26 protein-coding genes are annotated in these 22,053 nt (G+C 70.2%); 14 read left to right on the top strand and 12 right to left on the bottom strand.

The genetic code is table 11. The annotated features are described in order from the left end of the window. Positions 1–160 precede the first annotated feature (160 nt). The 3 genes from ACPPVO_RS22965 to ACPPVO_RS22955 all read right to left on the bottom strand — a co-directional run bounded on the left by ACPPVO_RS22965 (position 161) and on the right by ACPPVO_RS22955 (position 3,001). Positions 161–730, bottom strand: a complete 570-nt coding sequence (locus tag ACPPVO_RS22965) for a tetratricopeptide repeat protein (protein WP_426514672.1) — start codon at positions 728–730, stop codon at positions 161–163. Positions 731–1,434: 704 nt separating this feature from the next. Further along, entirely contained in the window at positions 1,435–2,220 is a 786-nt protein-coding gene (locus ACPPVO_RS22960; protein WP_426513230.1) for a hypothetical protein, read from the bottom strand. Beyond that, the gene (locus tag ACPPVO_RS22955; RefSeq protein ID WP_426513229.1) at positions 2,213–3,001 is read right to left on the bottom strand and encodes a hypothetical protein; all 789 of its coding nucleotides are present in this window, start codon (positions 2,999–3,001) and stop codon (positions 2,213–2,215) included. Before ACPPVO_RS22955 ends, ACPPVO_RS22960 begins: the two co-directional genes overlap by 8 nt. Before the next feature lie 10 nt (positions 3,002–3,011). On the opposite strand from ACPPVO_RS22955, the gene ACPPVO_RS22950 reads away from it, so the two are divergent. Next, entirely contained in the window at positions 3,012–3,287 is a 276-nt protein-coding gene (locus ACPPVO_RS22950) for a hypothetical protein (RefSeq protein WP_426513228.1), read from the top strand. Positions 3,288–3,294: 7 nt separating this feature from the next. On the opposite strand, the gene ACPPVO_RS22945 is transcribed toward ACPPVO_RS22950, so the two are convergent. Further along, entirely contained in the window at positions 3,295–5,559 is a 2,265-nt protein-coding gene (locus ACPPVO_RS22945; RefSeq protein WP_426513227.1) for a LuxR C-terminal-related transcriptional regulator, read from the bottom strand. Positions 5,560–5,714: 155 nt separating this feature from the next. On the opposite strand from ACPPVO_RS22945, the gene ACPPVO_RS22940 reads away from it, so the two are divergent. The 5 genes from ACPPVO_RS22940 to ACPPVO_RS22920 all read left to right on the top strand — a co-directional run bounded on the left by ACPPVO_RS22940 (position 5,715) and on the right by ACPPVO_RS22920 (position 8,593). Next, positions 5,715–6,311 (top strand): adenylate kinase family protein, encoded by a 597-nt coding sequence (locus ACPPVO_RS22940; protein WP_426513226.1) that lies wholly within the window; start codon positions 5,715–5,717, stop codon positions 6,309–6,311. Between the two features lie 298 nt (positions 6,312–6,609). Then, complete coding sequence (locus ACPPVO_RS22935; RefSeq protein ID WP_426513225.1) at positions 6,610–6,855, top strand: hypothetical protein; 246 nt, start codon at positions 6,610–6,612, stop codon at positions 6,853–6,855. 65 nt (positions 6,856–6,920) lie between these two features. Continuing rightward, positions 6,921–7,316: a transposase gene (locus ACPPVO_RS22930; RefSeq protein ID WP_426513224.1), complete on the top strand. Its 396-nt coding sequence runs from the start codon at positions 6,921–6,923 to the stop codon at positions 7,314–7,316. 167 nt (positions 7,317–7,483) lie between these two features. After that, positions 7,484–7,738 (top strand): hypothetical protein, encoded by a 255-nt coding sequence (locus ACPPVO_RS22925; protein WP_426513223.1) that lies wholly within the window; start codon positions 7,484–7,486, stop codon positions 7,736–7,738. 252 nt (positions 7,739–7,990) lie between these two features. Then, positions 7,991–8,593 carry a hypothetical protein gene (locus ACPPVO_RS22920; protein WP_426513222.1) on the top strand — a complete coding sequence of 201 codons (603 nt, stop codon included), beginning with the start codon at positions 7,991–7,993 and terminating at the stop codon, positions 8,591–8,593. Between the two features lie 238 nt (positions 8,594–8,831). Here ACPPVO_RS22920 and ACPPVO_RS22915 read toward each other — a convergent pair whose 3' ends face one another. After that, positions 8,832–9,320 (bottom strand): NAD(P)/FAD-dependent oxidoreductase, encoded by a 489-nt coding sequence (locus ACPPVO_RS22915; protein WP_426513221.1) that lies wholly within the window; start codon positions 9,318–9,320, stop codon positions 8,832–8,834. Positions 9,321–9,672: 352 nt separating this feature from the next. Here ACPPVO_RS22915 and ACPPVO_RS22910 point away from each other — a divergent pair, with 352 nt between their 5' ends. Then, positions 9,673–9,927, top strand: a complete 255-nt coding sequence (locus ACPPVO_RS22910) for a DsbA family oxidoreductase (protein ID WP_426513220.1) — start codon at positions 9,673–9,675, stop codon at positions 9,925–9,927. 54 nt (positions 9,928–9,981) lie between these two features. On the opposite strand, the gene ACPPVO_RS22905 is transcribed toward ACPPVO_RS22910, so the two are convergent. Continuing rightward, the gene (locus tag ACPPVO_RS22905; RefSeq protein ID WP_426513219.1) at positions 9,982–10,989 is read right to left on the bottom strand and encodes a DUF5937 family protein; all 1,008 of its coding nucleotides are present in this window, start codon (positions 10,987–10,989) and stop codon (positions 9,982–9,984) included. Between the two features lie 119 nt (positions 10,990–11,108). Between ACPPVO_RS22905 and ACPPVO_RS22900 the strand changes: the two genes are divergently transcribed. Further along, entirely contained in the window at positions 11,109–12,221 is a 1,113-nt protein-coding gene (locus tag ACPPVO_RS22900) for a questin oxidase family protein (protein WP_426513218.1), read from the top strand. A gap of 109 nt (positions 12,222–12,330) precedes the next feature. Then, positions 12,331–13,269, top strand: a complete 939-nt coding sequence (locus ACPPVO_RS22895; protein ID WP_426513217.1) for a hypothetical protein — start codon at positions 12,331–12,333, stop codon at positions 13,267–13,269. A 36-nt stretch (positions 13,270–13,305) separates the two neighbouring features. Here the strand turns inward: ACPPVO_RS22895 and ACPPVO_RS22890 are convergent, their stop codons facing one another. Next, entirely contained in the window at positions 13,306–13,485 is a 180-nt protein-coding gene (locus tag ACPPVO_RS22890; protein WP_426513216.1) for a hypothetical protein, read from the bottom strand. 23 nt (positions 13,486–13,508) lie between these two features. Continuing rightward, on the bottom strand, positions 13,509–14,609 hold the full coding sequence (locus ACPPVO_RS22885; RefSeq protein ID WP_426513215.1) for an FG-GAP repeat domain-containing protein: 1,101 nt from the start codon (positions 14,607–14,609) through the stop codon (positions 13,509–13,511). A 763-nt stretch (positions 14,610–15,372) separates the two neighbouring features. On the opposite strand from ACPPVO_RS22885, the gene ACPPVO_RS22880 reads away from it, so the two are divergent. After that, positions 15,373–15,858: a hypothetical protein gene (locus ACPPVO_RS22880; protein WP_426513214.1), complete on the top strand. Its 486-nt coding sequence runs from the start codon at positions 15,373–15,375 to the stop codon at positions 15,856–15,858. Positions 15,859–16,000: 142 nt separating this feature from the next. Here ACPPVO_RS22880 and ACPPVO_RS22875 read toward each other — a convergent pair whose 3' ends face one another. Continuing rightward, the gene (locus ACPPVO_RS22875) at positions 16,001–16,372 is read right to left on the bottom strand and encodes a hypothetical protein (protein ID WP_426513213.1); all 372 of its coding nucleotides are present in this window, start codon (positions 16,370–16,372) and stop codon (positions 16,001–16,003) included. Between the two features lie 673 nt (positions 16,373–17,045). Continuing rightward, on the bottom strand, positions 17,046–17,696 hold the full coding sequence (locus tag ACPPVO_RS22870; protein WP_426513212.1) for a hypothetical protein: 651 nt from the start codon (positions 17,694–17,696) through the stop codon (positions 17,046–17,048). Between the two features lie 436 nt (positions 17,697–18,132). On the opposite strand from ACPPVO_RS22870, the gene ACPPVO_RS22865 reads away from it, so the two are divergent. Together ACPPVO_RS22865 and ACPPVO_RS22860 are read left to right on the top strand one after the other, a co-directional pair. Further along, a complete protein-coding gene (locus ACPPVO_RS22865; protein ID WP_426513211.1) occupies positions 18,133–18,945 on the top strand; it encodes a sensor histidine kinase in 813 nt (270 codons plus the stop codon). Then, positions 18,942–19,610, top strand: a complete 669-nt coding sequence (locus ACPPVO_RS22860; protein ID WP_426513210.1) for a response regulator — start codon at positions 18,942–18,944, stop codon at positions 19,608–19,610. The genes ACPPVO_RS22865 and ACPPVO_RS22860 overlap by 4 nt, the downstream gene beginning before the upstream one ends. A gap of 325 nt (positions 19,611–19,935) precedes the next feature. Here the strand turns inward: ACPPVO_RS22860 and ACPPVO_RS22855 are convergent, their stop codons facing one another. Next, the gene (locus ACPPVO_RS22855; RefSeq protein WP_426513209.1) at positions 19,936–20,334 is read right to left on the bottom strand and encodes a hypothetical protein; all 399 of its coding nucleotides are present in this window, start codon (positions 20,332–20,334) and stop codon (positions 19,936–19,938) included. Between the two features lie 56 nt (positions 20,335–20,390). Beyond that, entirely contained in the window at positions 20,391–20,861 is a 471-nt protein-coding gene (locus ACPPVO_RS22850) for a DUF2716 domain-containing protein (protein ID WP_426513208.1), read from the bottom strand. Between the two features lie 191 nt (positions 20,862–21,052). Here ACPPVO_RS22850 and ACPPVO_RS22845 point away from each other — a divergent pair, with 191 nt between their 5' ends. Both ACPPVO_RS22845 and ACPPVO_RS22840 read left to right on the top strand, forming a co-directional pair. After that, positions 21,053–21,562, top strand: coding sequence for a winged helix-turn-helix domain-containing protein (locus ACPPVO_RS22845; RefSeq protein WP_426502512.1), 510 nt, complete (start codon positions 21,053–21,055; stop codon positions 21,560–21,562). After that, positions 21,463–22,053, top strand: a complete 591-nt coding sequence (locus tag ACPPVO_RS22840; RefSeq protein ID WP_426502513.1) for an IS630 family transposase — start codon at positions 21,463–21,465, stop codon at positions 22,051–22,053. The genes ACPPVO_RS22845 and ACPPVO_RS22840 overlap by 100 nt, the downstream gene beginning before the upstream one ends.

Below are 22,053 nucleotides of genomic sequence, written 5' to 3'. Positions count from 1 at the left end.
GCGACTGTCCCTGAACCTCAGGAGGGACGGCTGAAACAGAGGGGGTGGGAGCCGCGTCGCGCCCCCTCTGTTCCAGCCGTGGCCGCCATCGTCCAGATCAACACGCGCCGTGCGGAGGATGCACGGAGGCATCGCCCCGACATGCCGGACTCATCGCTGGTCACGCCCAGTTAGACGCATGGGCTGCAGATCCGTCATCAGGCCCGTCCATCGCCTCACGCGCAGCGGCGAGGCCATCGCGGACGGCGGCCGTGTCGGGGTGGTCGTTGCCGAGCACCCGCCGGCGGTCGGGGAGCAGCTGCTCGAACGCCGCGACCGCCTCAGTGACATGACCCGCATCCCGGTAGGCGCCGGCCAGGTTGTTGCGGGCGGCCAGGGTGTCGGGGTGGTCCTCGCCGAATACCCGCCCGCAGTCGGTGAGCAGCTGCTCGAACGCCGCAACCGCCTCGGCGATTTGACCTTGGGATTCGCGGTAGGTTGCCGCGCGGTCGCCGATGTACAACGCGGCAGCGTTGTCGTGGGCGCGGGGCAGGTGGGCCAGCACCGTATCGATGTGCGGCAGCAGTTCGTTCCACCGGGGCCAGCCGGCGACGTTGTGGGACGGATCGTCCGGCAACGCTGCGTAAAGTAGCCGCACGGCTTCGTCCAGGCCGTCCGGTGTTGTCTCGGCGCGGGTAACGGCTTGGACCAGCCGGTGCACGCTCACGGTCCCGTCGCTGCGGCCGATCATGCTGTACGACACCAGCAGGGCAAGCGCGTCGCCGAGGTCGGTGGGGTTGTCGGCCAGTGGTAGCAGCACGTCGTCGGGCAGCGCCTCCGGCGCCAGCCACCCCAGCACTCGCATCACCCGGTCCGCCAGCGCCGACCTGGCCCGGACCGTGTTCATGGTGACGTTCATGGTGACCTGCCAGACCGACGCAACGGTGGGCTGCGCGGCGCCACCCTCCCCACCCTCGGCCGCGTACCGGGCGAACTGCGAGGCCAGCAGCGCCCGATACTCGTCGCAGCCCAGCCCCTCATGCTGGCTGATGTACGCCCCTGCCTGCTCCAAGGCCAGCGGAAGATCACCCAGGTCGGCGGCGAGCCGATCCGCCGCCGCAGCATCCGGCAGCCCGGTCAGCTCCGTGAGTAGTGTGACGCTGGCAGCCCGATCCAGCACGCCGAGGCGCAGCGGGGACAACCGCAGCCGGGCCCACCGCGCCCGGCCCAGATCACGGCGGGTCGTCACCACCACGTGACCCCGCCCCATCACCTGCCCCAGCAAGCTGGCGATGTCCTCGACCCGCTCGACGTTGTCCAGCACCAGCAGCCAGCCCCGGTTCGACTGCAACCAGCCCACCGCCCAAGCCTGCGCATCGGCCAGCGTCGCCACCGGATGCAGCCGACGGGTCAGCGCCGCCAAACCGAGGCCGACATTCTCTACGGTGTCCGCGGTCACCCACCACACCAGCCGATACCGGCCGGCGTACTCCCGCGCGTAGTGCAGCACCAGCTCCGTCTTGCCGATACCGCCCAGACCGTGCACCGCCGCCTGCCCAACCACCACCCCACCCTCATCACCGGACAGCAGGCCGGCCATAGGTGGGCGGCGTTGCCGGATAGCTCGCCGAGAGCTGTGCCCAACGTCGCCCGGTTCTGGGCTGCGAGATTGGGCTGGATCAGCGGGCATGCGAGCTCCTCCACGGCGCGGATCGACTCGTTGAATACCTTGTCCGGGTCGGGATCGCGGCCGTACGCGGCCTGCCAGGCGGTTCGAAGGTGCTCGGCCGCCTGCGCGGGAGCTGCTCGCGCGCTTTCGCTGACGGCCGCGGTCACGGTTGCGTCGATGCGGCGCTCCAGGCCGAGCCGGCCGTCCGTCTGCTTCGCCACCCTCCAGACAGAGTTCGCGGCGGTCAGGATGTCGGCGAGCGGCCACGGGCTCCCCCCATCCGACCCGACCCACGATCGCATCCCCAGGGTTGCGTCGACGGCGTCCAGGATCAGCTCCGGCGGAAGCTGCCACGGCGGGACATCGACGCCGAGGCGCAGCATGATCTGCCGGACCTCCGAGCCGTAGTCGGCGCTGGGCCGCACGACCCGATCGGGTGCAACCCCCACGAGGACCTGCTGGAGCCAGCCCTGCAACGCGTGGTGCAGCTGCGGGGAGACGCCCTCCGCCGGCTCAGCCGGCGCCAGCCCAGCGAGGCGACGGCTCAACGGTGCCCGGTCAGCACTACTCACGGCGCGGAAGCCTACGCGCACGCGGCCAGCAATTCATGGGTGTGATTCCCTTATCCGCCGATGTTGGCCGGCGGGCCCGCGTACGTCTTGACGATGTTCGGTACGTCGGCGGCCGCATCGAGGGTAGAAGCCGTGCGGGTCGAACGCCGAGCCGGACGTGTCGCTCCTGCCGGTGCAGCTCACGAGGATGCTCCCGCTCTGCTTCAGCTGCGCGGTGCTGTCCGGGTAGTACGGGTTGTTGACGTGGTCGAGGTAGCTGTTCTCCAGCACCATCTTGGTCGAGCCGCGGGAGTAGTTGCCGTAGCTGGTGATGTTCTGCAGGTAGTTGTTGTACAAGTGCGCGTAGGCGAGGTTGTCGGCGCCGGGGGTTGCGCTGGGTGGTGTCGTGGATCCAGTTGTGGTGGATCGTGGCGCGGGCCGTGACGTTGTCGGTCCAGCCGATGCCGAAGGTCTTGTTGTGGTTGCCCATCACGTTCCAGGACACGGTGAGGTAGCTGGTGTCCTTGCGGGAGTCGATGTAGCCGTCGTTGATGTTCGTGAACGTGTCGTGGTCGATCCACACGTGATCGGCTTTGTCCATCTGGATGCCGTCGTAGTCGAAGTCCTTGTCGTCGGGGTCGTCCGACGCGACGGCGGTGTCCCCGATCGTCAGGTTGCAGATGATGACGTTGTGCACGCCGGCGCCGAGGAAGAAGCCGCCGTTCTTGATCCGGCCGGACTTGCCAGCGCCGATGATCGTCTTGTTCGACGTCACCGGGATCTCGTAGCCGTAGGTCGGCACCGGGATGGTCGTGCCGACCTTGATGACGTACGCCGAGCTCGACGTGGCGTACTTGAGCAGGTCCGCGTACGTGGTGACGGTGACCGTCGACCGCCTCGCGCCGCCCGTGGTGCCGCCGGTGGAGGCGAACCCGTCGGCCGTGTTCGACCAGGTGCGGCCGCTGCCGCCGATGGTCGGCCCGGAGGTGGCGCCGGACGTCCCGGCCTTGCGCGGCGCGCACGAGCGAGATCGTGTCGTGGACCGGCACGGTCTCACCCTGCGTCACCGTGGTTTCCCTTCACGCTGAGGAAGCTCTAGCGGTGGTTTCCGTCGGCGAGGTGGTGGGCCAGGGCGTACCGCGTGGCCGCGCTGCGGTTGGCGACGCCGATCTTGCGGTAGACGGCGCGCAGGTGCGCGGCCACGGTGCGCTCGCTGACGTGCAGCCGCCGGGCCATCTGCGCGTTGGTGAGGCCCTCGGCGAGGACGCGAAGCACCGCAACCTCCCGCTCGGTGAGCCCGGCGACGGCCGGGACGCGCTTGAGGGCCGAGTGCGACACGATCAGCCGGCCCGGGTCCCGGCAGCGGCTGAGGATGCGCCGGGCTTCGGTGCGCAGGCTGGAGGCGTCCTCCGGGCGGCCGAGCCGCTCGTGGGTCTCGGCCAGGGCGTCGAGCACCTCCGCCTGTTCGATCCGGTACGGGCCGCGCCTGACCAGTTCCAGCGCCCGAAGCAGGCGCGGCTCGGCGGCTTCGGGCCGGCCGTCGGCCAGGTCGAGACGGCCGCCGACGAAGTGCCGCGCGTACGTCAGGCAGTGCTCGTCGAGCTTCTGCCACCGCTCGTCGCGCTCGACCCGGCCGGTCCACTCGCGCGCCGGCTCGAGCTCGCCGCGGGCGTAGTAGACGCGGGCGATGCCGCCCATCGAGTGCACCGCGAGCAGGTGGTCGCCGGACGCCTCGGCCCGGGCCAGGCACCGGCGGAACGCGTGCAGGGCCGCATCGTCGTCATCGAGGCGCATGTCCGCGCAGGCGGCGTGGGAGAGGGCGGCGCCGTACCACACGTCGTCGCGGCCGATCTTCTCGAGCGCGTCGCGGGACAGCCGGCACGCCGCGCCGGTGTCGCCGTCGCAGTAGGCGTGGATCTGGCGTACCAGCGCGGTCTTCGCCTCGACCGAGCCGCGCAACCGCGGATCGTCCCCCGCCGCGCCGGCCGCCTCCTCCAGCCAGCCGAGCGCGTCATCGAGGTCGCTGTTGAACAAAGCGGCCATGGCCCGCGCGACGAGCAACTCGCCGTCGGCGTGCAGGATCGAGTCGCGGATGGCCTCGAACCAGCCGACCACCGTCGAGACGCGCCCGGAGCTGGCGACGCGGAAGTAGTCGTCGCAGATCAGCCGTCTGGTCATGCCCGAGTCACCGGCCGCGACCGCGTGCCGGACTGCGTCGGTGTGCATCCCGACGTCCTGGAACCACTCCGCGGCCCGCCGGTGCAGGGCGGGAACCAGTTCCGGCTCGGTCCGGTCCAGCTCGCGCCGCAGGATGTCGCGCAGCAGGCGCTCGAAGCGAAACCACGTGCCGCGGTTGTCCAGGGCGACGAGGAACAGCTGGTCGCACTCGGCCCGGAGCAGTTGCCCGGCGGCGTCGCCGCTGCCGGTGAGGTGGTCGCACAGCGGAGCGCAGATCCGCTCGAGGATCGAGGTGCGGCGCAGGAAGGTACGCGTCGCGGCGGGCTCGCGGTCGAGCAGCTCGGACATCAGGTAGTCGGCGATGTGGCGGTCCGTGCCCGAGAACGACGCGATGTGCTCGTGGACGTCGTCGCGCCCGCGCAGCGACAGCGCGGCGAGGTGGATGCCGGCGCACCAGCCCTCGGTGCGGTCGTAGAGCAGGTCGACATCGGCGTCCGGCAGCGGGGCGCCCATCTCCCGGGCCAGCAGCCCGGCGGCCTCGGCGCGGGTGAGGCGCATGTCCTTGGGGCCGAGCTCCTGCAACAGGTTGCGGCCGCGCAGCCGGCCGATCCGCCATTCGGCGGGCGGCCGGTGGCGACTGCTGACGATGAGGCTGAGGGTGGGCGGCAGGTGCTGGACGAGGAAGCCGACTGTGCGGTGGATGCGCGGGTCGGTGATCACGTCGTAGTCGTCGATGACCAGCGCGACCGGGTGCGAGAGGGTGGTCAGATCGTTGATCAGCGCCGGCAGCACGTCGTCGAGAACGGTCGTGCCCGGCGCGGCGAGCACCCGGGCTGCGCGCCCGGCCGCCTCGCCGGCCGCGTCCACCAGCGCGGCGAGCACGTACGCCCAGAAGGACAGCACCGAGTTGTCCGCCGGGTCGGCCATGTACCAGCCCCACGGCGCCGGGGCGACGACGGTCCGCGTCAGCAGCGCCAGCAGGGTCGTCTTGCCGCAGCCGACGGGCGCCCCGACGAAGGTGAGCCGGCCGGGGCCGGCGCCGGCCGCCACCCGGCCCACGAGCTCCGGTCGTTCCAGGCAGCCCGGCCACAGCCGCGGCGCCACGAGCTTGTTGCGCAGCAGCGGGGCGTACGTCCCCGGCACGGGCGGCGACCCGGCCAGGGCCTCCCGATGGTCCAGCACAAATACCAGGTACCCGGCCCGGCGCCGGGTAGGCGTTACCGCCTACATGTGCGGGCGAAACGTTCGGCAGTTGTGCCGATGGTGGCCCCCGGGCGCGCCCGTAGCTTCGAGTGCAGTACCTGACCGCTCAACGACGAGAAGCAGGAGACACTCGGATGCGAGTCCTGATGATCGCGCCGCCGGGCGCCGGCAAGGGCACCCAGGGAGCGCTGATCGCCAAGCACTTCTCCATCCCCCACATCGCCTCGGGCGACATCCTTCGCGACCACGTGGCTCGCGACACCGACATCGGCCGGGCCGCCGCCGGCTACCTGGACCGCGGCGAGCTGGTGCCCGACGGGCTGCTGTACGACGCGCTCCGGCGGGTCATGGCGGCCCACGGCCACTACGTTCTGGACGGGATGCCCCGCACCGTCGAACAGGCCCGCGAACTGCGCCGGCTGGCCTCCGAGGCCGGCCCGGAGGCCGGCCCGGACGCTCACGTGGTACTGCACCTGCGCGCCGACGACGAAGAGGTGACCCGGCGCCTACTGGCCCGCGGTGCGCACAGCCGCCGTTCCGACGACACCGAGCCCGTCATCCGAGAGCGGCTGCATCGGTACCACCGGATGACCGCGCCGGTGACCGCCTGGTACAAGTTGCGCGGCATCCTGCTCTCCGTGGACGCGATGCGCCCCGCCCACCTGGTCGGCCGCGAGATCATCGCCGCGCTGGAGGCGCTGCACCCGGCGCCGAAGCTCGCCGTCGATTGAGACAGCGATCCTGACCGGCCGGCGCCGGCCCCGGGGACGGTCCCGGGCGCCGGCGTCGGCGTCCGGTTCACTCCGGCAGGGCGGCGTCCGAACTGGCGGCGTGGCGCGGGATGAACAGCGCCAGCAGGGCGCCCACGACCGCGGCGCCGGCGCAGATGGCGAACAGGGTCACGCAGCGCCCGCTGCCCGCCGTTCGCCACCCTGCCCGCCTACTCCGCTGCGATGCGCCACAGCGATGGGATCTGGCCCCAAATCCGGGGAGTCGTGACGCAGCGCAACGGCCGGTCATGATCTCGCAGTGATCGATGCGAAGCTGATCGAAGTCTTGTTCCCAGGGCTGGCGGCAGTGCGGGTGGTAGCCGTTGTCGAGGACGGCGGCGTGGTGTGGGTCGACGCCCAGGCCAAGGCCCACTCGGGGAACTGCCCAGCGTGCGGAAAGGCGGCCGGCCGGGTCCATGACAGGTATGTGCGGCGGTTGCTGATCTCGCGGTCGGCGGCCGGTCGGTCGTGGTCCGGCTGCTGGTACGCCGGTTCTTGTGCATGATCGTGGCCTGTGCCCGGCGGACGTTCGTCGAGCAGGTACCGGGGCTCACCATCCGGTATGGGCGGATGAGCGTTCTGCTGCGTGGAGTGCTGGAGACAATCGCACGCGCGTTGGCGGGTCGGCCCGGCGCACGGTTGGCGGCGCGGACAGCGATCAAGACCAGTAGATCAACGCTGCTGCGGTTGCTGCGGGCGGTACCTGTGCCCCAGGTCAGGGCCGGCCAACGGGTGTTAGGCGTCGACGACTTCGCGATCCGCCGCGGCGCGACGTACGCAACAATCCTGCTGGACATGGACACGCATCGGCCGATTGACGTGCTGGAAGGCCGTGGTGCTGATACGTTCGCCGACTGGCTGCGTCATCCAGGGGCGGAGATCATCTGCCGGGACCGTGGCGGCAACTACGCCGAGGGCGCCAGGTCGGCAGCTCCAGCGGTGAGGCGCACGTCAGTCTCCACGTAGCAAGGTTATACATCTGACAGGCGTGCTTCGAGCCGACCATCAAGGCCATCAAGCTGACCACCTCGAGCTCGCGCCATCCACAACAAGCTTCTGCGCGAGCGCCCAGAAGCTGGCGCGACCCTTCTCGTCCGCGACGACAACACCGCCGCCCAGATCGCATACGCAAAATGGGCTGGACCACGTTCGGCAAGCTCCAGCCGTATCCCGACTCGCCGAACTGCGACGCGTTACTGCTACCCCTCAGCCCGCAGGCTAGCCCGTCGCGAGAGGCCGCGCCTGGCCGGTCGCCCTCCGCGCTGTCGCGCTGTGCGCCGCTCGCCGCGCGCTACGAGGTGGAGATCCACCGGAAGGCGGACTACAGCAGCGACAGCATCGGCTTCAGCCAGCCGGCCGAACGTCCATCCGTGCACCTTCGGCGTTGAAAGCCTGACCTCGTCGCTGGGGACCGACTTACCGACGGCCACGACACCCGTCCCGTTCCAGATCAGCCTCGCCATCGCCCGCCATCGCTGCGAGCAGCCAGGCTTCCAACGCCTGCAGCGCCCGTCTGCGGAGCTTCACCGTTACCGACTTCGACTCTGCGGGTGCCGAGAAACCCCATCCATGGGTTGTGACCTGCCGGTTCTCGGATATGGCTGAAGTCTGCGAGACGGGGTAGGCCAGGATGGTCCATCGTGCTGCTGCGACTGCCCTACCTGGCGCTCACGAGCGTGTTCACCCTCATACGGCTCACACCAATGACCGATTCGGACAAGAACGTCGAGATTCTGGCGCTACGCCACCAGCTCGCCATCCTGCAGCGCCAGATCGACAAGCCCCGCCTCACCCCGCCCGACCGGGCGTTCCTCGCCACCCTCCTCCACCGGCTACCCGGGCCGAAGCTGCGTCAGTTGCACCTGATCGTCTCCCCCGACACCGTCCTGCGCTGGCACCGCGACCTGCTCCGACGTCACCACGCCAAACAATCCCGGCCGAAACAGCCAGGACGGCCACCCACCATCCGCAGCATCCAGACCCTCGTCCTGCGCCTGGCCCGCGAGCACCCGAGCTGGGCTACCGGCGAGTCCACGGCGAACTGGCCGGCCTCGGCATCAAGGTCGCCGCCTTCACGCCGGCTCGACCGCGAGCTACGTACGCGCATCCATCTTCGAGGTCACGGCCGCGGTGGCCGCCATGACCGGCGAGCAGCACCCGCTCGCCACGTAGCGACCAGGCTGGTGGCGGCCGGGTACGCCGGTCGCCACCAGCCGTCGCCCCGACGGCGTCGCACGCGATGACACGTCCCCGCCTTGCTACAGACCCCGCACGATGAAGAAACCGACGAGCAGCTGCGCGCCGAGCAGCCGCCCCGTGGTGCGGTAGCCGGTGATGCGGACGTCGACCGGCGTGGCGCCCGGTAGTACGCCTTGTGGTCGTCGACGGTGACCGCGACCGTGACCGTGACCGGGTCGAACCCGGCCCCGCGGGCGGTGATGTCGCGCAGGCCCGTGCCCGCCAATACCCGGTCGAACACCTTCACGGCCTGCGTCCCGAGCGAGCCGGCGAAGACGGCGTCGCCACCGGCGGCGTTGGTCCCGGCGACCCGGCCCTGTTTATGGGCGGTGCTGCCGAGGGGCAGGTAGACGTCCTTGTCGAGGAGGCGGTGGTAGGTGTGGACGCAGTCGCCGGCCGCGTAGACGTCGGGCAGGTTGGTGCGCATGCCGCGATCGCGCCCCGCACGCCGAGCGTGGCGCCGGCGTTGGCGGCGAGCTCGATGTCGGGCCGGACCCCGGTGACGACGAGGACGAGGTCGCCGTGGTGGTCGCCGCGATCGGTGCCGACGACAAGCCCGGTCGCGGCCCGCCCGACCGTGAGGACTGTGGTGCCGGTGTGCACGGCGACCCCGCGCTCGCGCAGATGCTCGGCCAGAGGTTCGGCGAGCTGCGGGTCGACGGTCGGCATGACCTGGCTGACCTGTTCCAGGAGGGTGACGGTGAGGCCGCGGGTGGTCAGGGCTTCGGCCATCTCGAGGCCGATGTAGCCGGCCCCGACGATGACCGCGGTGGCGGCCTGGCGGGTGGTGATGGTGTGCAGCCTTCGTGCCCACCGAGCTCACCGTCGAGTACTTCCGCCTCGCCATGTTCGGCATCGACGTCGCCACCAACGCCGATGTGACCGGCGACCGCGTCTCCACCCAACGGATCCGCCAGGCGTAAACGGCCGCGAGGCCATACCAGACCTCCGACTCGAACCGGCGCGAGCGACGAGCCGGTACCGCACGCCACCGTTACGCAGCATCGCCAACGGCGAGCATGGTCAATACCATCGCGGCTACGACGCCGCAGCCGACCAGCCGGTCCTCGACTTCGCCGTCGAGGTGGGCCTCGACCCCGACAGCGCCGCCGAGGCGCTACGCAGCCGCCGATACCGGGCCCGTGTGGCGGCCGACCAGCGTGAGGCACAGCGCCTCGGCGCCCACGGCGCGCCGTTCCTCGTGCTCGACGGCCGCTACGCCATCCCCGGCGCTGTCGGCGCCGATGACCTGCTCTCGGCCAGCGCCAAGGCGTGGGACGAAAGCCACCCGTGCCGCGGCCGCTGCGGGTCGTCGCCGGTGTCGATGGGCACCGCCTGACGACCCGCCACACCCGCTGCTGTGCCCGCCCTGCCTCTGGTGGGTTGAGGATGGTCAGCCGTCGGCGCCGCCGGCGAGGAGCTGGTCGCCCAGCGCCGTCCGGGAGAACAGGACGTGCCGCCCTTCCCGGCGCGAGGCCAGGATTCGAGCGGCGCGTAACGCGTGCAGGTGGACGTTGAGTGTCGGTGCCGAGAGGCTGAGCTGCGCGGACATCTGGGTGGTCGACATGGGCAGGTCGAGCTGCGCCAGAAGGGCTGCTCTGGTACGTCCGAGGATGTCGGCCAGTGCCGAACGGTGCGGTGTCGGGTGCTGCTCCCACAGCCGGCCGAGCCCGCGGGGTGAGTAGGAGACGGTCGGCACGCTCGGATGGGCGGTGAGCACGATGACGTCCGGCCAGGCGAATGCGCAGGGGACGAGCAGCAGGCCGCGGCCGGCTAGGTCGGCATGGCCCTCGTAGTACTTCACCACCCGCAACGTGTCGCGGTCGAAGCTGACCGACGGGTGCAGCGTGCGGAACAGTTGGTTCGCTCCGCCGTCCGCAAGCTCTTCGAGCCGGTGCGCAAGGTCGGCGCGGAGCAGGGCGTGGATGCGCGGCCAGAACGGCGCTATCGCGGCGCCCCAGTAGCGGTCGAGCTCGCGCACGATGGCGGTGAGGCTCTCGGCGGGTGCGTCGGCGAGCCGGTGCAGCAGCCGGATCCGCGCGGCGCGGCCGGGGCCTTGCTGGGCGACGTGGTGCCCGGCGAGATGCCGTAATTGCCTGGCCACCTCGGCCGGGTCCCCGGCGGCGACCTGCGCCAGGGCGGTGGCGAACCCAACCGAACGGCGGTGCGGTGAGGGCACCAGAAAGTCGGGGATGTAGCCCGCCGGGCGCACCAGCGCCGTCAGCAGGTCCATGTCCACCTCGGCCAGGCGCCGCTCGACCCGGCGGCGCCAGGGCGTGTGCAGCTGTGCGCCGGTGTCGGGCCCGGTCAGTGCTCGCAGACTCATCACCGTCTCCCACAACGGCGACGAGGCGAACCTGATCCGGCTGAGGTCCTCAGCCACGAAGTGCAGGTGGAGCACAGTGACAGATTAGGCCATGGCCGAATCGTGGCGACGCTGCGCCGGCCGCTGCGATCCTGATCAGGTGCTGATCCGGCCGCCCGGCCGGGTCCCTGCCGCACCCATGGAGGAGTACTCCGATGTCTGTCAATCCTTGGTCCGACGGCACGGGCTACCGTCGCGCCGCACAGGAACAGTTGCTCGAGGCATATGCCCGCCTCCACCGGTACGGGCCGGAGTTCGGCGGCGACGAGGAAGGCAACCACGGCCTGACGAACCACGGGCCGATGGCGGTCGAGGTGCTGCTTCGCCGCGGTCTCGACGTCGACGTTGAGCGCTGGCTCGACCGCTACGTCGGCCGCCTCGCCGAACTGCCCCGCGCTTGCAACCCGATCGCCGCGGACACCTGGACGCTCGCGCTCGGCGACCACCACCGGCTTCCCGACTGGGCGGTGTGGTTCAGCGGCCAGCTCCGCAACCGGCCGTGGACCGACGTCCTGACCGAATGGTGGCCGAGGTTGTTGCCGGGAATCGTGGCCGGCTCCACCCACGGCGTCATCCGGGTCGGACACGCCGTCCGCGCCCTGCGCTCCGCCGGTACACCGGACGCTCCCGCGCCGGCTCTCGAGGAACTGGCCCACGGCCTGGCTTTCTGGGCCGCGCGGTACCGGTCGCTCCCCGGATTCAGCCGGCCTGCCGGCCGGCTGACCGTGAACGACGCGCTCGACGGCGTTGCGCGCATCGAGACCCAGAGCGGCCTGATCGCCCACCGCCTCGACCGGCTGTCGGCCACCCCCGGCTGGCCGGCGAGCCTCCGCGCCCTTCGGCCGGTGCACACCGCGGACGTACCCGAGCGCCTCGCCGATCTCGTCGACGCCGCGACCCGCGGTTATCTGGTCCGCGGCCACGGTTCCCCGGTGCTGCTGGTCCACGCCGCCACCGCGCCGAACGCCGTACTGCACACGCTGCCGGCGCTCCCGGAGTCGCTCTGGCCGGCGAGCTTCGACGCGGCATGGGCGGCAGCGGCGGCGATCACCGCGACCTACGCTCCGGCCGAGTCGGCGCCACGGTCCGAGGTAACGCCGGCGCCGCGCGACGACGACCCGGTGACCGAAGTCCTGCACCGTGCCGCCGACCACGGCGACGAACACGTCATCAAGTTCACCGACACCGCGGCCGAGGCCTACGGCCGCTCCCACGACCCTGACCTGCTCGCCGCGGCTCTCCGCGCCAGCGAACTCATCGGCCGATGATGACCGTCACCGGCGACCGGACCCGCCAGTTGCGCACTTTTCGGACCGTGAGCGACGGCATATTGCTGCGGGTCACGCGCGGTGCGTTGCCTGCGGCATCCTCGAAAAGGTGATCCCCGACGATCTGCACCCCAGTTGGCGGCACGTGCCCGCCCTCGCCTGGCTTGCCACAGACCGGTTCCAGCCACCGGTGCTGGATGTGCCGGTGCTACGCCGGGCCGGTCAGGTCATGACCTGGCCGGCGTTCCTGCTGGAGTTCAGCCGTGCCGTCGCCGACGGCAACGCCGGCCGATGGGAAGGCCGGGCCGTGATCACGGTGCAGGAACTGCACGCCGAGCAGCACCGGACGTGGCGGACGAAGGCCACGACGGTAGCTTGCGCGCTGGGGATCGGGGCCGTGTACCTCGCACCCACCGCGCTGCTGTACGCCGCCGCCGGGCACTTCGATGACGCCGCCGACGGCTGGGTGGCAGCCGGGCTCCTGCTCGCTGCGGTCGGTGTCCTCAGTGCGCAGATACTTCCGGGATCCGCGCAGGTCCTACCCTCCGCGGTGGCGGGCCTGCAGAGGCAACGGCACCGCGCGCAGGGGTGGGCGCTGCAGCCCTTCGACCGGGTCGCGGAAGCATCCAACCTCGTCGCGGACCCGGCAGACCGGCGCGCCGTCAGCCCCCTGGTCCTTGGCCCCCTGCGCGTCGCCGACCGCGACCAGATCACGGTCCTGGCCCAGCCTCCCACCGCCGCACTCGCCAAGCTCTACGAACGGTTCGGCTTCTCGATCTCCTTGGACCGCTCGCCACGCAACCCGAGGATCACCAGATGCAGGACCTGGCGCAGCACGAGATACCCAAACGACAGGATCATGGCCCCCACCATGCCGCACTGTGCATGGGGATCAGACGCACAAAGGCGCACGTCAGCACCCTTGACCGAGTTGTCGAACGGTACAGGCTGCCGGAGCTCAATGACGGTCAACGAGACGGAAACGGCCTCCCACCTGTACCGGGAGGCCGTTTCCGTGCTGCGCGCCCGAAGGGGCTCGTACCCCTGACCTTCTGATCTACAGCCGAGAGCGCGTCTGGGTTTTCTACGGCGCGGTGCACATCATCGGGCTGCCGGGTCCGCTGACATGCCAGCAGTACATCGAGTCGCCGTCGGCAGGTGGCATCGCCGTGGAGCGGGGCTGCCCCGTGCCGGTCGCCGTCACCATGCCGACAGTCAACGCCAGCAGGGCGGTGACCATCAGTGCCCGCAGTGCCTTGCGCATCGCAATCCTCCTTGGAGTGCCGTTCACGAGTAGGTCGGGCCGAAGCCGGTGCCAGTGGAGACTGTGCAGCGGTAGGTACCGGACTCCCATCGGCACACGTCGGCCTTGCCGTCGGCGTTGAAGTCGGCAAAGCCGAACATCAATTGCGAGGCGACCGGGGCACTGTAGGTGAGGCCGAAGCTGGTGCCGTTCGAGACGGTGCAGGTCCCGGCGTACGTGCCCAAACTTTTGCGGCAGTAGTCGTCCTTTCCGTCGCCGTTGAAGTCCGCCCAGACACCCGAGCCGCCGGTGCCGGCGTCCATCCTGTCCGAGGTGAAGGTGGTGCCGAAGCCGCTGCCCATCGACAGCGTGCACTGCACGGTCGTCGAGGCGTAGTTCACCGAGCCGACGATCCGGCAGTAGTCGGCGTTGCCGTCGCCGTTGACATCGGCCCAGCGACGGCTGTCGTCATAGCCTGGGTCAAGTGCGGTGGACGTGATCGTCGTGCCGAATCCGACGCCGGTGCTGAGCGTGCAGGCCAGATACATGGGCCCGTTACCGACGATGCGGCAGTAGTCGGCCCGGTTGTCGCCATTGACGTCCACCCAGCTGCGGCCCTGGTTGTAGCCGGGGTCGAGGTTGCCGGAGGTGAAGGTGTTGGCGAAGCCGGTGCCGTTGGAGGTCGTACACGAGATCTGGTACGACCACAGGCCCACCACGCGGCAGTAGTCGGCGCGGCCGTCGGCGTTGCCGTCGACCCAGGCCCGTCCCTCGTCGTACCCGGCGTCCACGGCCGCGGAGATATACGTCGAAGCGAAACCGGACCCATTGGAGACGGTGCAGTCCAGCATCTTGTAGCTCCCGCCGATCACCCGGCAGTAGTCGGCCTTCCGATCGCCGTTGAAGTCCGCCCAGGCGCGTCCGGCGCTATACCCGGGGTCGGCCCCGGAAGCCTGGTACTGCATGCCGAACCCGGTGCCGGTGGACACGAGGCACGTCGGAATATCGGCGTTGCTGTAGAGATAGCAGATGTCGGCTTTGCGGTCGCCGTTGAAGTCGACCCAGCCCTGCGAGCCCTGCACCGCCCTGAACCCGGTCATCGTGGCGCTAGCAGGCGTCACGGCGCCGAAGGCGACCGCCGCCACGGTGATGGCGAATATGAGGGTCCGACCCGCGATCCGTATGGGAGCGATGGGAATCACGACCTTTCGGTTTGGGGATGTCCCGACGGTAGAAAGGGGGCTGCGGGCCGGGCATCGGTGTTAACACGTAGGCGAAGTCGGTTAGGCGACTCCCCGAAGCGTCAGCCGCCGAGCCCGATCAGCACGACCGCCACCAGGTCGGGCGGAAACAGGCCCTGGTCTACCACCCCTCGGGGTGGCGCAGAGGCGAGCCGTGAGCCATGCGGATCGTCGACCACGCGAGCGCCTCGACCGGCTTGGTGGAGTCCGGTGGTCAACGCCGTCGATGGTCACGTCGAACCAGCTGATCGTGCCGAACGGCTCGACGGACAGGCCCAACTCCCGGGCGGCGCGCTCGGCACGGGGCGACGACGCCACGCACCGGATTCAGACCACGAACCCTGATTCCGCACCGTGGCCCGACAAACCCCAGACACAGCAGTGAGACTGCAGCGGACCGCTCGTTCGGCGGGCAGGCGCCAGATCGCCAGCCGTTCGTGTGCTTCGATTGAATCGCCGGGTTCAACCCGCTACGCTCAATCGCATGCATCCCTGTTTCATGCAGGGATGCTATGGGTGGGGGTTCATCCCCCCTTCGACACAGATCTTGGTGGAAATTCACCAAGATAGCATCCTTGCAGCATCGCCAGCGGGCACGCCGGCCGACCCGAGCGGGTAAGAACCCGGTCGGGTATCTGCACTCCAGAGCCCTGATCGGGCAACGACAATGACCGGCGGGAGCCGCGGCATCCCGGCCGCAGCCGAGCAGATGATCGCGGCGCTGATGCCCGCTCCGCTCCCCCGCTCCAGGCCGCAACCTCCACCGCTGCCGAGCCTGCCGTTCCCGTGCACCTCGCCCGCGCAGACTCTTCCACAGCTCGACATCGCCCGGCTGGACCAGTCCGGGCGGGTGTCGGCCCGGCTGCTGCTCGAGCAGCTCGGCTGGCGTCCCGGCCAGCGGCTGCGCACCGATGACGCTAATCGGGCGGTTTTGATCTGGCCCGATGACGCAGGTGCCCCGCTGGTCGGCGCCCGCGGCGATCTGACCCTGCCGGCCGCGGTCCGGCAGATGTGCGCCATCGAGACCGGCGGCCTCGTCGTCCTCGCCGCTGACCTCGATCGCGGTCTGCTCGTCGTCCACCCCGCAGAAACTGTGGCGCGGCTCCTCTCGCACCTGCACATCCGACTGATGGCAGACGGCCATGGCCGTTGACCCGGCGAAACTCGCAGCCGCCTGGGCCTGCCTGGCCGAGCTCGGCGTCACCCTCGCCGACCTGCAACACGACGCCCGACCAGCACTGCCGACATTCGACGACTACCTCCCCCAGGTCCTCGCCGCAGCCGGTCCCAGCGCCTTACGCGCCTACCGCAGCTACTGGCAGCGCATGACCAGAGCCTGGGGAAACCAGGCGATCGACAGCGTCACCGCCAGCGACCTGCAGGCGATGCGGCAACACCTCACCGACAGCGCCCAGGCCCGCCGCAACAGCCGCGGCGGCCGCCACGCCGGCGAACTGTTCATCGCCGCCGCGCGAGCGTTCTACAACGGGGCCATCGCCGACGGACTCATCCAGGCCACAGACAGCCCCGCGCACCGGGTCGGCAAGCCACGACGGCTGCCGAGCACCCGACGGGCCCTTACACCTGACGAACTGACCGAGATCAACCTGGTCGCTCGCACCACCGGCAACGACACTGTCCTCGACGCGCTGCTGCTGCACCTGCACACCGAAACCGCCGCCGGCGTGCCGGCGGCTTGGGCCTGCGGCTGCAGGACCTCGACGCCGAACGGGCCTGCTCCTGCTGCGCGAGAAGGGCGGCACCGTCCGCTGGCAACCGATCAGCCTCGACCTCGCCACCAGCCTCGCCCAGCACGCCGCCGTCCGCGGCGCGACCCTGCCCACCGATTCCCTGTTGCGGTACCGCAACGGCAAAGCGCTGACCAGCCGCCGCTACGACCACCTCTGGCACCGCATCGGCGGACACCTCGCCGCTGCGACCCGGCTGCCCGTCCCGTCGGTCGTCCGGGCCATGTGCAACCAGATCTCGCCGCGGCGCCGGCGTCGTCGAAGCGCTGGGCCAGCCAGGCCCGGGCGGCGGCCCCGCCCGTGCTGCCGACCCGCCGCCCGGCGAACGCCGCCCCGGCCAGAGCCGCGACGGCAGCCGCCATCCGCTCGCCGGACACCTGCCCGAGCGCCGCCTGGAGCCGGTCGAGGACGGGCCGGGCGACGGGTGCCGGTGACGGCTGGGTGGGGCGCTCATCCGCAGCAGCCCTGACCGGCGCCGACCGAGTCGGCCTTCGGTGCGCTGCCGCAGCAGGAGGCTTCCGCGGTCGCTTCCGTCAGCGGTATGTGCGTTGGCGGGGCCCTCCGGCTTGTCGCCAGAGGGCCCCGAGGGCGATCACGCGGGACGGCGGCGGCCCAGTCGGAAGCCGCAGGCGACGGTAACGGCGATCGCGAGCGGCAGGTAGCGGAACGGCGCGGGCGAGATCGCGATGACCGATGTCAGGATGAGGAACCAGCCGCTGACGCCGATCAGCTTGGCCCGCAACAGCGCTATCGCGATCAGCGCCCACCCCAGACCCATCACCATGTACGACACCACGAAACCGGCCGTGACGCTGGCAATGCCGTCGCTGACCGCATGCGGATCGACGTGCGCGAGCCCGGGCTGGACGAACACGCTGGACCAATAGCCTCCCGCGACCAGGATCGTGCCCAGCTCCCCGACGATCCAGGCGAGCCGGCCGAAGCCCTGCCGCAGCGGCTCTACCTGCGCCGGAAGAGCGGCCAGCCCCACGGCCATCGCGATCAGCGCAGCCAGCGCGGCGACGTTGGACGCGATGCCCAGGCCGTTCGTCACCATCTTCACCGCGTCACCGCCGGTCGCGGCGGCGGCCACTAACACCAGCACGATCGAAACGGCGGCAATCGGACCGGCGAGCAGCAATGCCGGCCGGCGCGCATCGGTCGCCGGCGCAAGCTCGGCCTGCACGGTCGGTACGTCCAACATTAGAACCTCCTTGAGGGTGGTGTCGTTGGCGACAACCATGGGTCATCCGCCGCCACCGGGACCTCCGTCTCGATGCACCGACCGGGTCGCCGCGGGAACGGGTTCGTCTCATCCGCCAGGAGGATGGAACTCGTCCGTACGAGCGCAGCGGCACCCGCCGCCACCCCGGTACGGTGCGCCAATGCGATCCAAGCGCGCCTGGGTCTACCCCGGCCTCGGCATCCTTGCCGCCTGTCTCGGCGTCGTGCAGCAGCTCGGGTCGCCCGGCGACGAGCACCTCGCCCTGGCCTTGTGCGCATGCCTCATCGGCGGTGGCGCGGTCGCTGTGCTACCGGCCGTACCGTTGGGCGCGCTGGGGGTCCTGCTCGTTCTCGACGCCGGTTACCAGGTCGCGGTCGGCGACCCCCCGTTCGCGACGTTCCTGGCCACGATGATTGCGATGTTCCACCTCGCCCGCAGCGGGACCCGACGCACGATGCTGCTCGGGTACGCCGCAACGCTGGTCGCGCTCATCATCATGGACGTGGTGGTGAGCATCCGTGGCCTGGACAGCCCGGCCGGCGTCATCATTCCGATCGTGTACTTCGGGGCGGCCGGAGGCCTCGGCGGACTCGTCCGGCACACCGCGAACTACGCTCGGATCGCGCGGGAGCGTACCGAGGCGCTCGAACGCGAACAGGCCCACCTCACCGAACTGGCCGCGGCGGCCGAACGCGCACGGATCGCCCGTGAACTGCACGATGTCATCTCACACAGCGTCAGCCTCATGGTGCTGCAGGCCGAAGCCGCCCGTGAAGTGCTCGACACCCAACCGGACCGGACCGCGCAGACCCTTGATGCGATCGGCGATACCGGCCGGCGCGCCATCGGCGACCTGCGCAACCTGCTCGGCGTGCTCCGCTCGAACGACGACGCCGTACCGGCCGACCTGAGCGCGCTGGTCGAACCCGTCCGCCGCACAGGCCTGAACGTCGACCTGATCGAGTCGGGGGAACCGATCCCGATCCCGCTGCGGCCGGCCGTGTACCGCATCGTGCAGGAGGCCCTCACCAACGCCTTGAAACACGCGGCCGCGTCGAAGGTCGTCGTCACCGTCAGACACGACGCAGCCGGCGTGACCCTGGAGGTGCTCGACGACGGTCCCGGCGTGCCAGAGCCGGCCGGCGGCAGCGGCCGAGGCATCGCCGGCATGACCGAACGGGCACAGGCGCTCGGCGGCACCCTGTCCGCCCAGCACCTCACACCGGCCGGATTCCGGGTACTCGCGCAACTGCCGGTGCGGCCATGATCCGCGTACTCATCGCCGACGACCAGGAACTCGTCCGCGCCGGGCTGCGGATGATCCTCGAAGCACAAGCGGACATCGAGGTCGTCGCCGACGTCAGCGACGGCGCGGCGGCCACGCGCGAGGCGATGCACCTATGCCCCGACGTGGCGCTGCTCGACATCCAGATGCCCGGCGGCGACGGCATCGCAGCGGCACGCCAGATCCTCGCCAACCCACGGCTGAACACCCGCGTGGTCATGCTGACCACCTTCGACCTCGACGAATACCTGTACGCCGCGATGGCCGCCGGCGCCAGCGGCTTCCTGCTCAAGTCGTCGCCCCGCGCCCACCTGCTGCACGCAATCCGCACCGCCACCTCAGGAGACGCGCTCCTCGATCCCGTCCTCACCCGACGCCTCATCGAAACGTATGTGAGGCGACCCCCCGCACCATCCGACGCAGCGGCCACACTGACCGCCCGGGAACGCGAAGTGCTGGAGGAGCTGGTCCGGGGCCGCTCCAACGCCGAGATCGGAACGAGGTTGTACCTCGCCGAGACGACGGTCAAGACGCACGTCGCCGCGATCCTGCGCAAACTCGGCCTGCGCGACCGGCTCCAAACCGTCATCTACGGATACGAGCATGGAATCGTCCACCCCGGCGATACGACTCAGCCGCCGGTGTGAGACCAGGCGCTGCTGTCGGTGCCGGCCTCGACGGCCTTCTAATCCGTAGGTTCAGAGTTCGAGTCCCTGGCGGCCCACCACTTGACCTGCGTTTCAACCTGCCTACCGATCCGATGTGGACCGTGGATGCTTGCAGGCTGCTCGTTGCCGCTTACGCCGTTTCGGCCGTTTGACACCGTCTGCGTCGGGTTTGATGCGGTTTCGGGCCGGGTCCAGTCGGAACGGTGGTGGACTGCTGCGCGGGTCGGAGCGATCGGAGCTGGCCGCCGGGACCGACACGCAGGGATGGCCGGGTGGGGCGCGTCACCGCCGGCCATCCCTGGCCCTAGCTGGCGACGGCTATCCGTGACGTCCGCTGCGCCGCGGTTGCCTCGGTACCGTTGCCGCGCCACAGCCGGTGGGCGAATGCGACCAGGACGACGGCGAGTGGCGCGTGCCCGAGGGCGCCGGCGACGCCGCCGCCCGGGGCGCCGAAAGCCGCGATCGCCGCGACGATGAGCAGGATGGACTGCCACAGCGGAACCGCCCGGGTCCGGATCAGCGCCACGGCGAGCACCAGCATCCCCACGTTGAACAGCGGTGCCAGATAGAACGGGATACTGATGAAGGCGTCGTTCGAAGCGAGGTCGAAGACCTTCTGGGCCAGCGTCGCATCGTGCGCGGTCAGCATGCCCATCGTGAACCCGATGATGGAGACGCCGATGGCGAGGCCGGCCGCGCCCACCGCGGCGATTGCCGTTGCTCGGCCGAGGTTCTGGCGGAGGTACGGAGCCGCTTCCGCTATCGGCTGGTGCGCTTGATGGGAAGCCAGCTTGTGAGCACCGGGACCAGGGTGGATACCAGTGGCTCGCCGAAGACGCAGAGTGTCTGTTCCCAGGGATGGCCGAATGTGCCATTGCTCATGTCCTCGGTGAGGAAGGTGTAGTAGTCCCCGTTCGGGAAGACGTCCGTCGGCCACTGCGGATTGGGTTGGCAGGCGAATCGGTGAGGCCAGAAGCGGTAGGTTTGGTGCTGCCAGTCGAGCACTATCAGGCTGGTGCCGGGTTCGAGCACGCGGACCAGCGCGAGCAGGGTGAGGCTGTTGACGGCGTCCGCTCCGGCGGCGAACTGTGGGTGGCCGCTGGCGAAGATGGGGCCGAGGTCGACGGTGACTGACGGTGTGGGCTCTGTAATCGCAGGCCAGGAGTGCATGCTGGGCCGGAAGCCGAATCGCTGGTAGAACGGCGTCCGGTACTCATCGTCGGCGTCCATGGCGATCGGCTCCCAGGCTTGCTGGGCCGGTGGCTCGGATCCGGTGACGCGGTCGTCGGCGCCGTTAAAGATCTTTCGGTATTGAGGTGAGTCGTTGCGGGCTGATCGTGTTGCCGGGTACGAGAATCGGTGGCATGTCGGTCTCTGCACAGCCGGCGGGTCGGCGTGGTGCCGCTCGTCTGGATGTTGATGTGTTGCGGCAGCGCCGGATTCGGGCGGCGGAGTTGTTCGAGGACGGCGCGCGGCAGGCCGATGTGGTGACGCAACTGGGGGTCTCTGCGCAGACCGCGTCGCGGTGGCATCGGGCGTGGCGGGCCGGCGGCCGGGAGGCCCTGACCGGCGCGCAGCGACTGGGGCGTACGCCGCGGCTGTCGGACGAGCAACTGTCCGAAGTGGAGTCGGCACTGCTGGCCGGGCCGAAGGCCAGCGGGTTCGGCACCGACCTGTGGACCCTCGCCCGGGTGGCGGACGTGATCGAACGGGTCACCAGCGTGCGGTACGGGCCGACGCAGACCTGGACAATCCTGCGGCAGCGCCTCGGCTGGACCCGGCAGCGCCCGGCCCGGCGGGCCGTCGAACGGGACGACGCAGCGATCGAAGCGTGGGTCAAGCAGGACTGGCCCAGGATCAAAAGGGGGCCCGGCGACGGGGAGCGTGGATCTGTTTCCAGGACGAGAGCGGCTTCTCGCTCCTGCCCGTAGTCCGCGGCACCTGGGCACCGCGCGGGCAGACACCCGTGTTGCGGCACCGGTTCTCCTGGTCGCGGATGTCCATGGCCGGTGTGCTGGCCTACCGGCCCGACCGCTCCCGGGCCAAGCTGATCTTCCAGACCAAACCCGGCAGCTACAACACCGAAAGCCTCATCACGTTCCTCACCCAGCTGCGCCGGCACCTGCGCGGCAAGCCGATCGTGCTGATCTGGGACGGGCTGTCCGCGCACCGGTCCAAGGACATGAAGGCTTGGCTTGCCACCCAGCAGCACTGGCTGACCGTCGAAGCACTGCCCGGCTACGCCCACGACCTCAACCCCATGGAACTGGTCTGGGGCAACCTCAAAGCCACCGAACTGGCCAACCTGTGCCCCGACATCCTCAACGACGCCGACACCGCCGCCCACACCGGCCTGCACCGCATCGGCAGCAGCTACCAACTGTGCTTCAACTTCCTCGACCACACCGGCCTACGTCTCTGA

It is taken from the genome of Dactylosporangium sp. McL0621 (genome assembly GCF_049995355.1).
Classification (GTDB): domain Bacteria; phylum Actinomycetota; class Actinomycetes; order Mycobacteriales; family Micromonosporaceae; genus Dactylosporangium.
The sequence above is the reverse complement of the archived record's forward strand: the minus strand, read 5'-3'. Positions and strand labels throughout refer to the sequence as shown.

Bases quoted from the DNA above. Each gene is read 5' to 3' on its own strand.
- ACPPVO_RS22965 (WP_426514672.1), bottom strand. From the start codon at position 730: ATGATCGGCCGCAGCGACGGGACCGTGAGCGTGCACCGGCTGGTCCAA.
- ACPPVO_RS22850 (WP_426513208.1), bottom strand. From the start codon at position 20,861: ATGGACGCCGACGATGAGTACCGGACGCCGTTCTACCAGCGATTCGGC.
- ACPPVO_RS22930 (WP_426513224.1), top strand. From the start codon at position 6,921: ATGAGCGTTCTGCTGCGTGGAGTGCTGGAGACAATCGCACGCGCGTTG.
- ACPPVO_RS22915 (WP_426513221.1), bottom strand. From the start codon at position 9,320: ATGGCCGAAGCCCTGACCACCCGCGGCCTCACCGTCACCCTCCTGGAA.
- ACPPVO_RS22870 (WP_426513212.1), bottom strand. From the start codon at position 17,696: ATGGTTGTCGCCAACGACACCACCCTCAAGGAGGTTCTAATGTTGGAC.
- ACPPVO_RS22925 (WP_426513223.1), top strand. From the start codon at position 7,484: ATGGGCTGGACCACGTTCGGCAAGCTCCAGCCGTATCCCGACTCGCCG.
- ACPPVO_RS22865 (WP_426513211.1), top strand. From the start codon at position 18,133: ATGCTGCTCGGGTACGCCGCAACGCTGGTCGCGCTCATCATCATGGAC.
- ACPPVO_RS22890 (WP_426513216.1), bottom strand. From the start codon at position 13,485: ATGCGCAAGGCACTGCGGGCACTGATGGTCACCGCCCTGCTGGCGTTG.
- ACPPVO_RS22880 (WP_426513214.1), top strand. From the start codon at position 15,373: ATGACCGGCGGGAGCCGCGGCATCCCGGCCGCAGCCGAGCAGATGATC.
- ACPPVO_RS22860 (WP_426513210.1), top strand. From the start codon at position 18,942: ATGATCCGCGTACTCATCGCCGACGACCAGGAACTCGTCCGCGCCGGG.
- ACPPVO_RS22900 (WP_426513218.1), top strand. From the start codon at position 11,109: ATGTCTGTCAATCCTTGGTCCGACGGCACGGGCTACCGTCGCGCCGCA.
- ACPPVO_RS22940 (WP_426513226.1), top strand. From the start codon at position 5,715: ATGCGAGTCCTGATGATCGCGCCGCCGGGCGCCGGCAAGGGCACCCAG.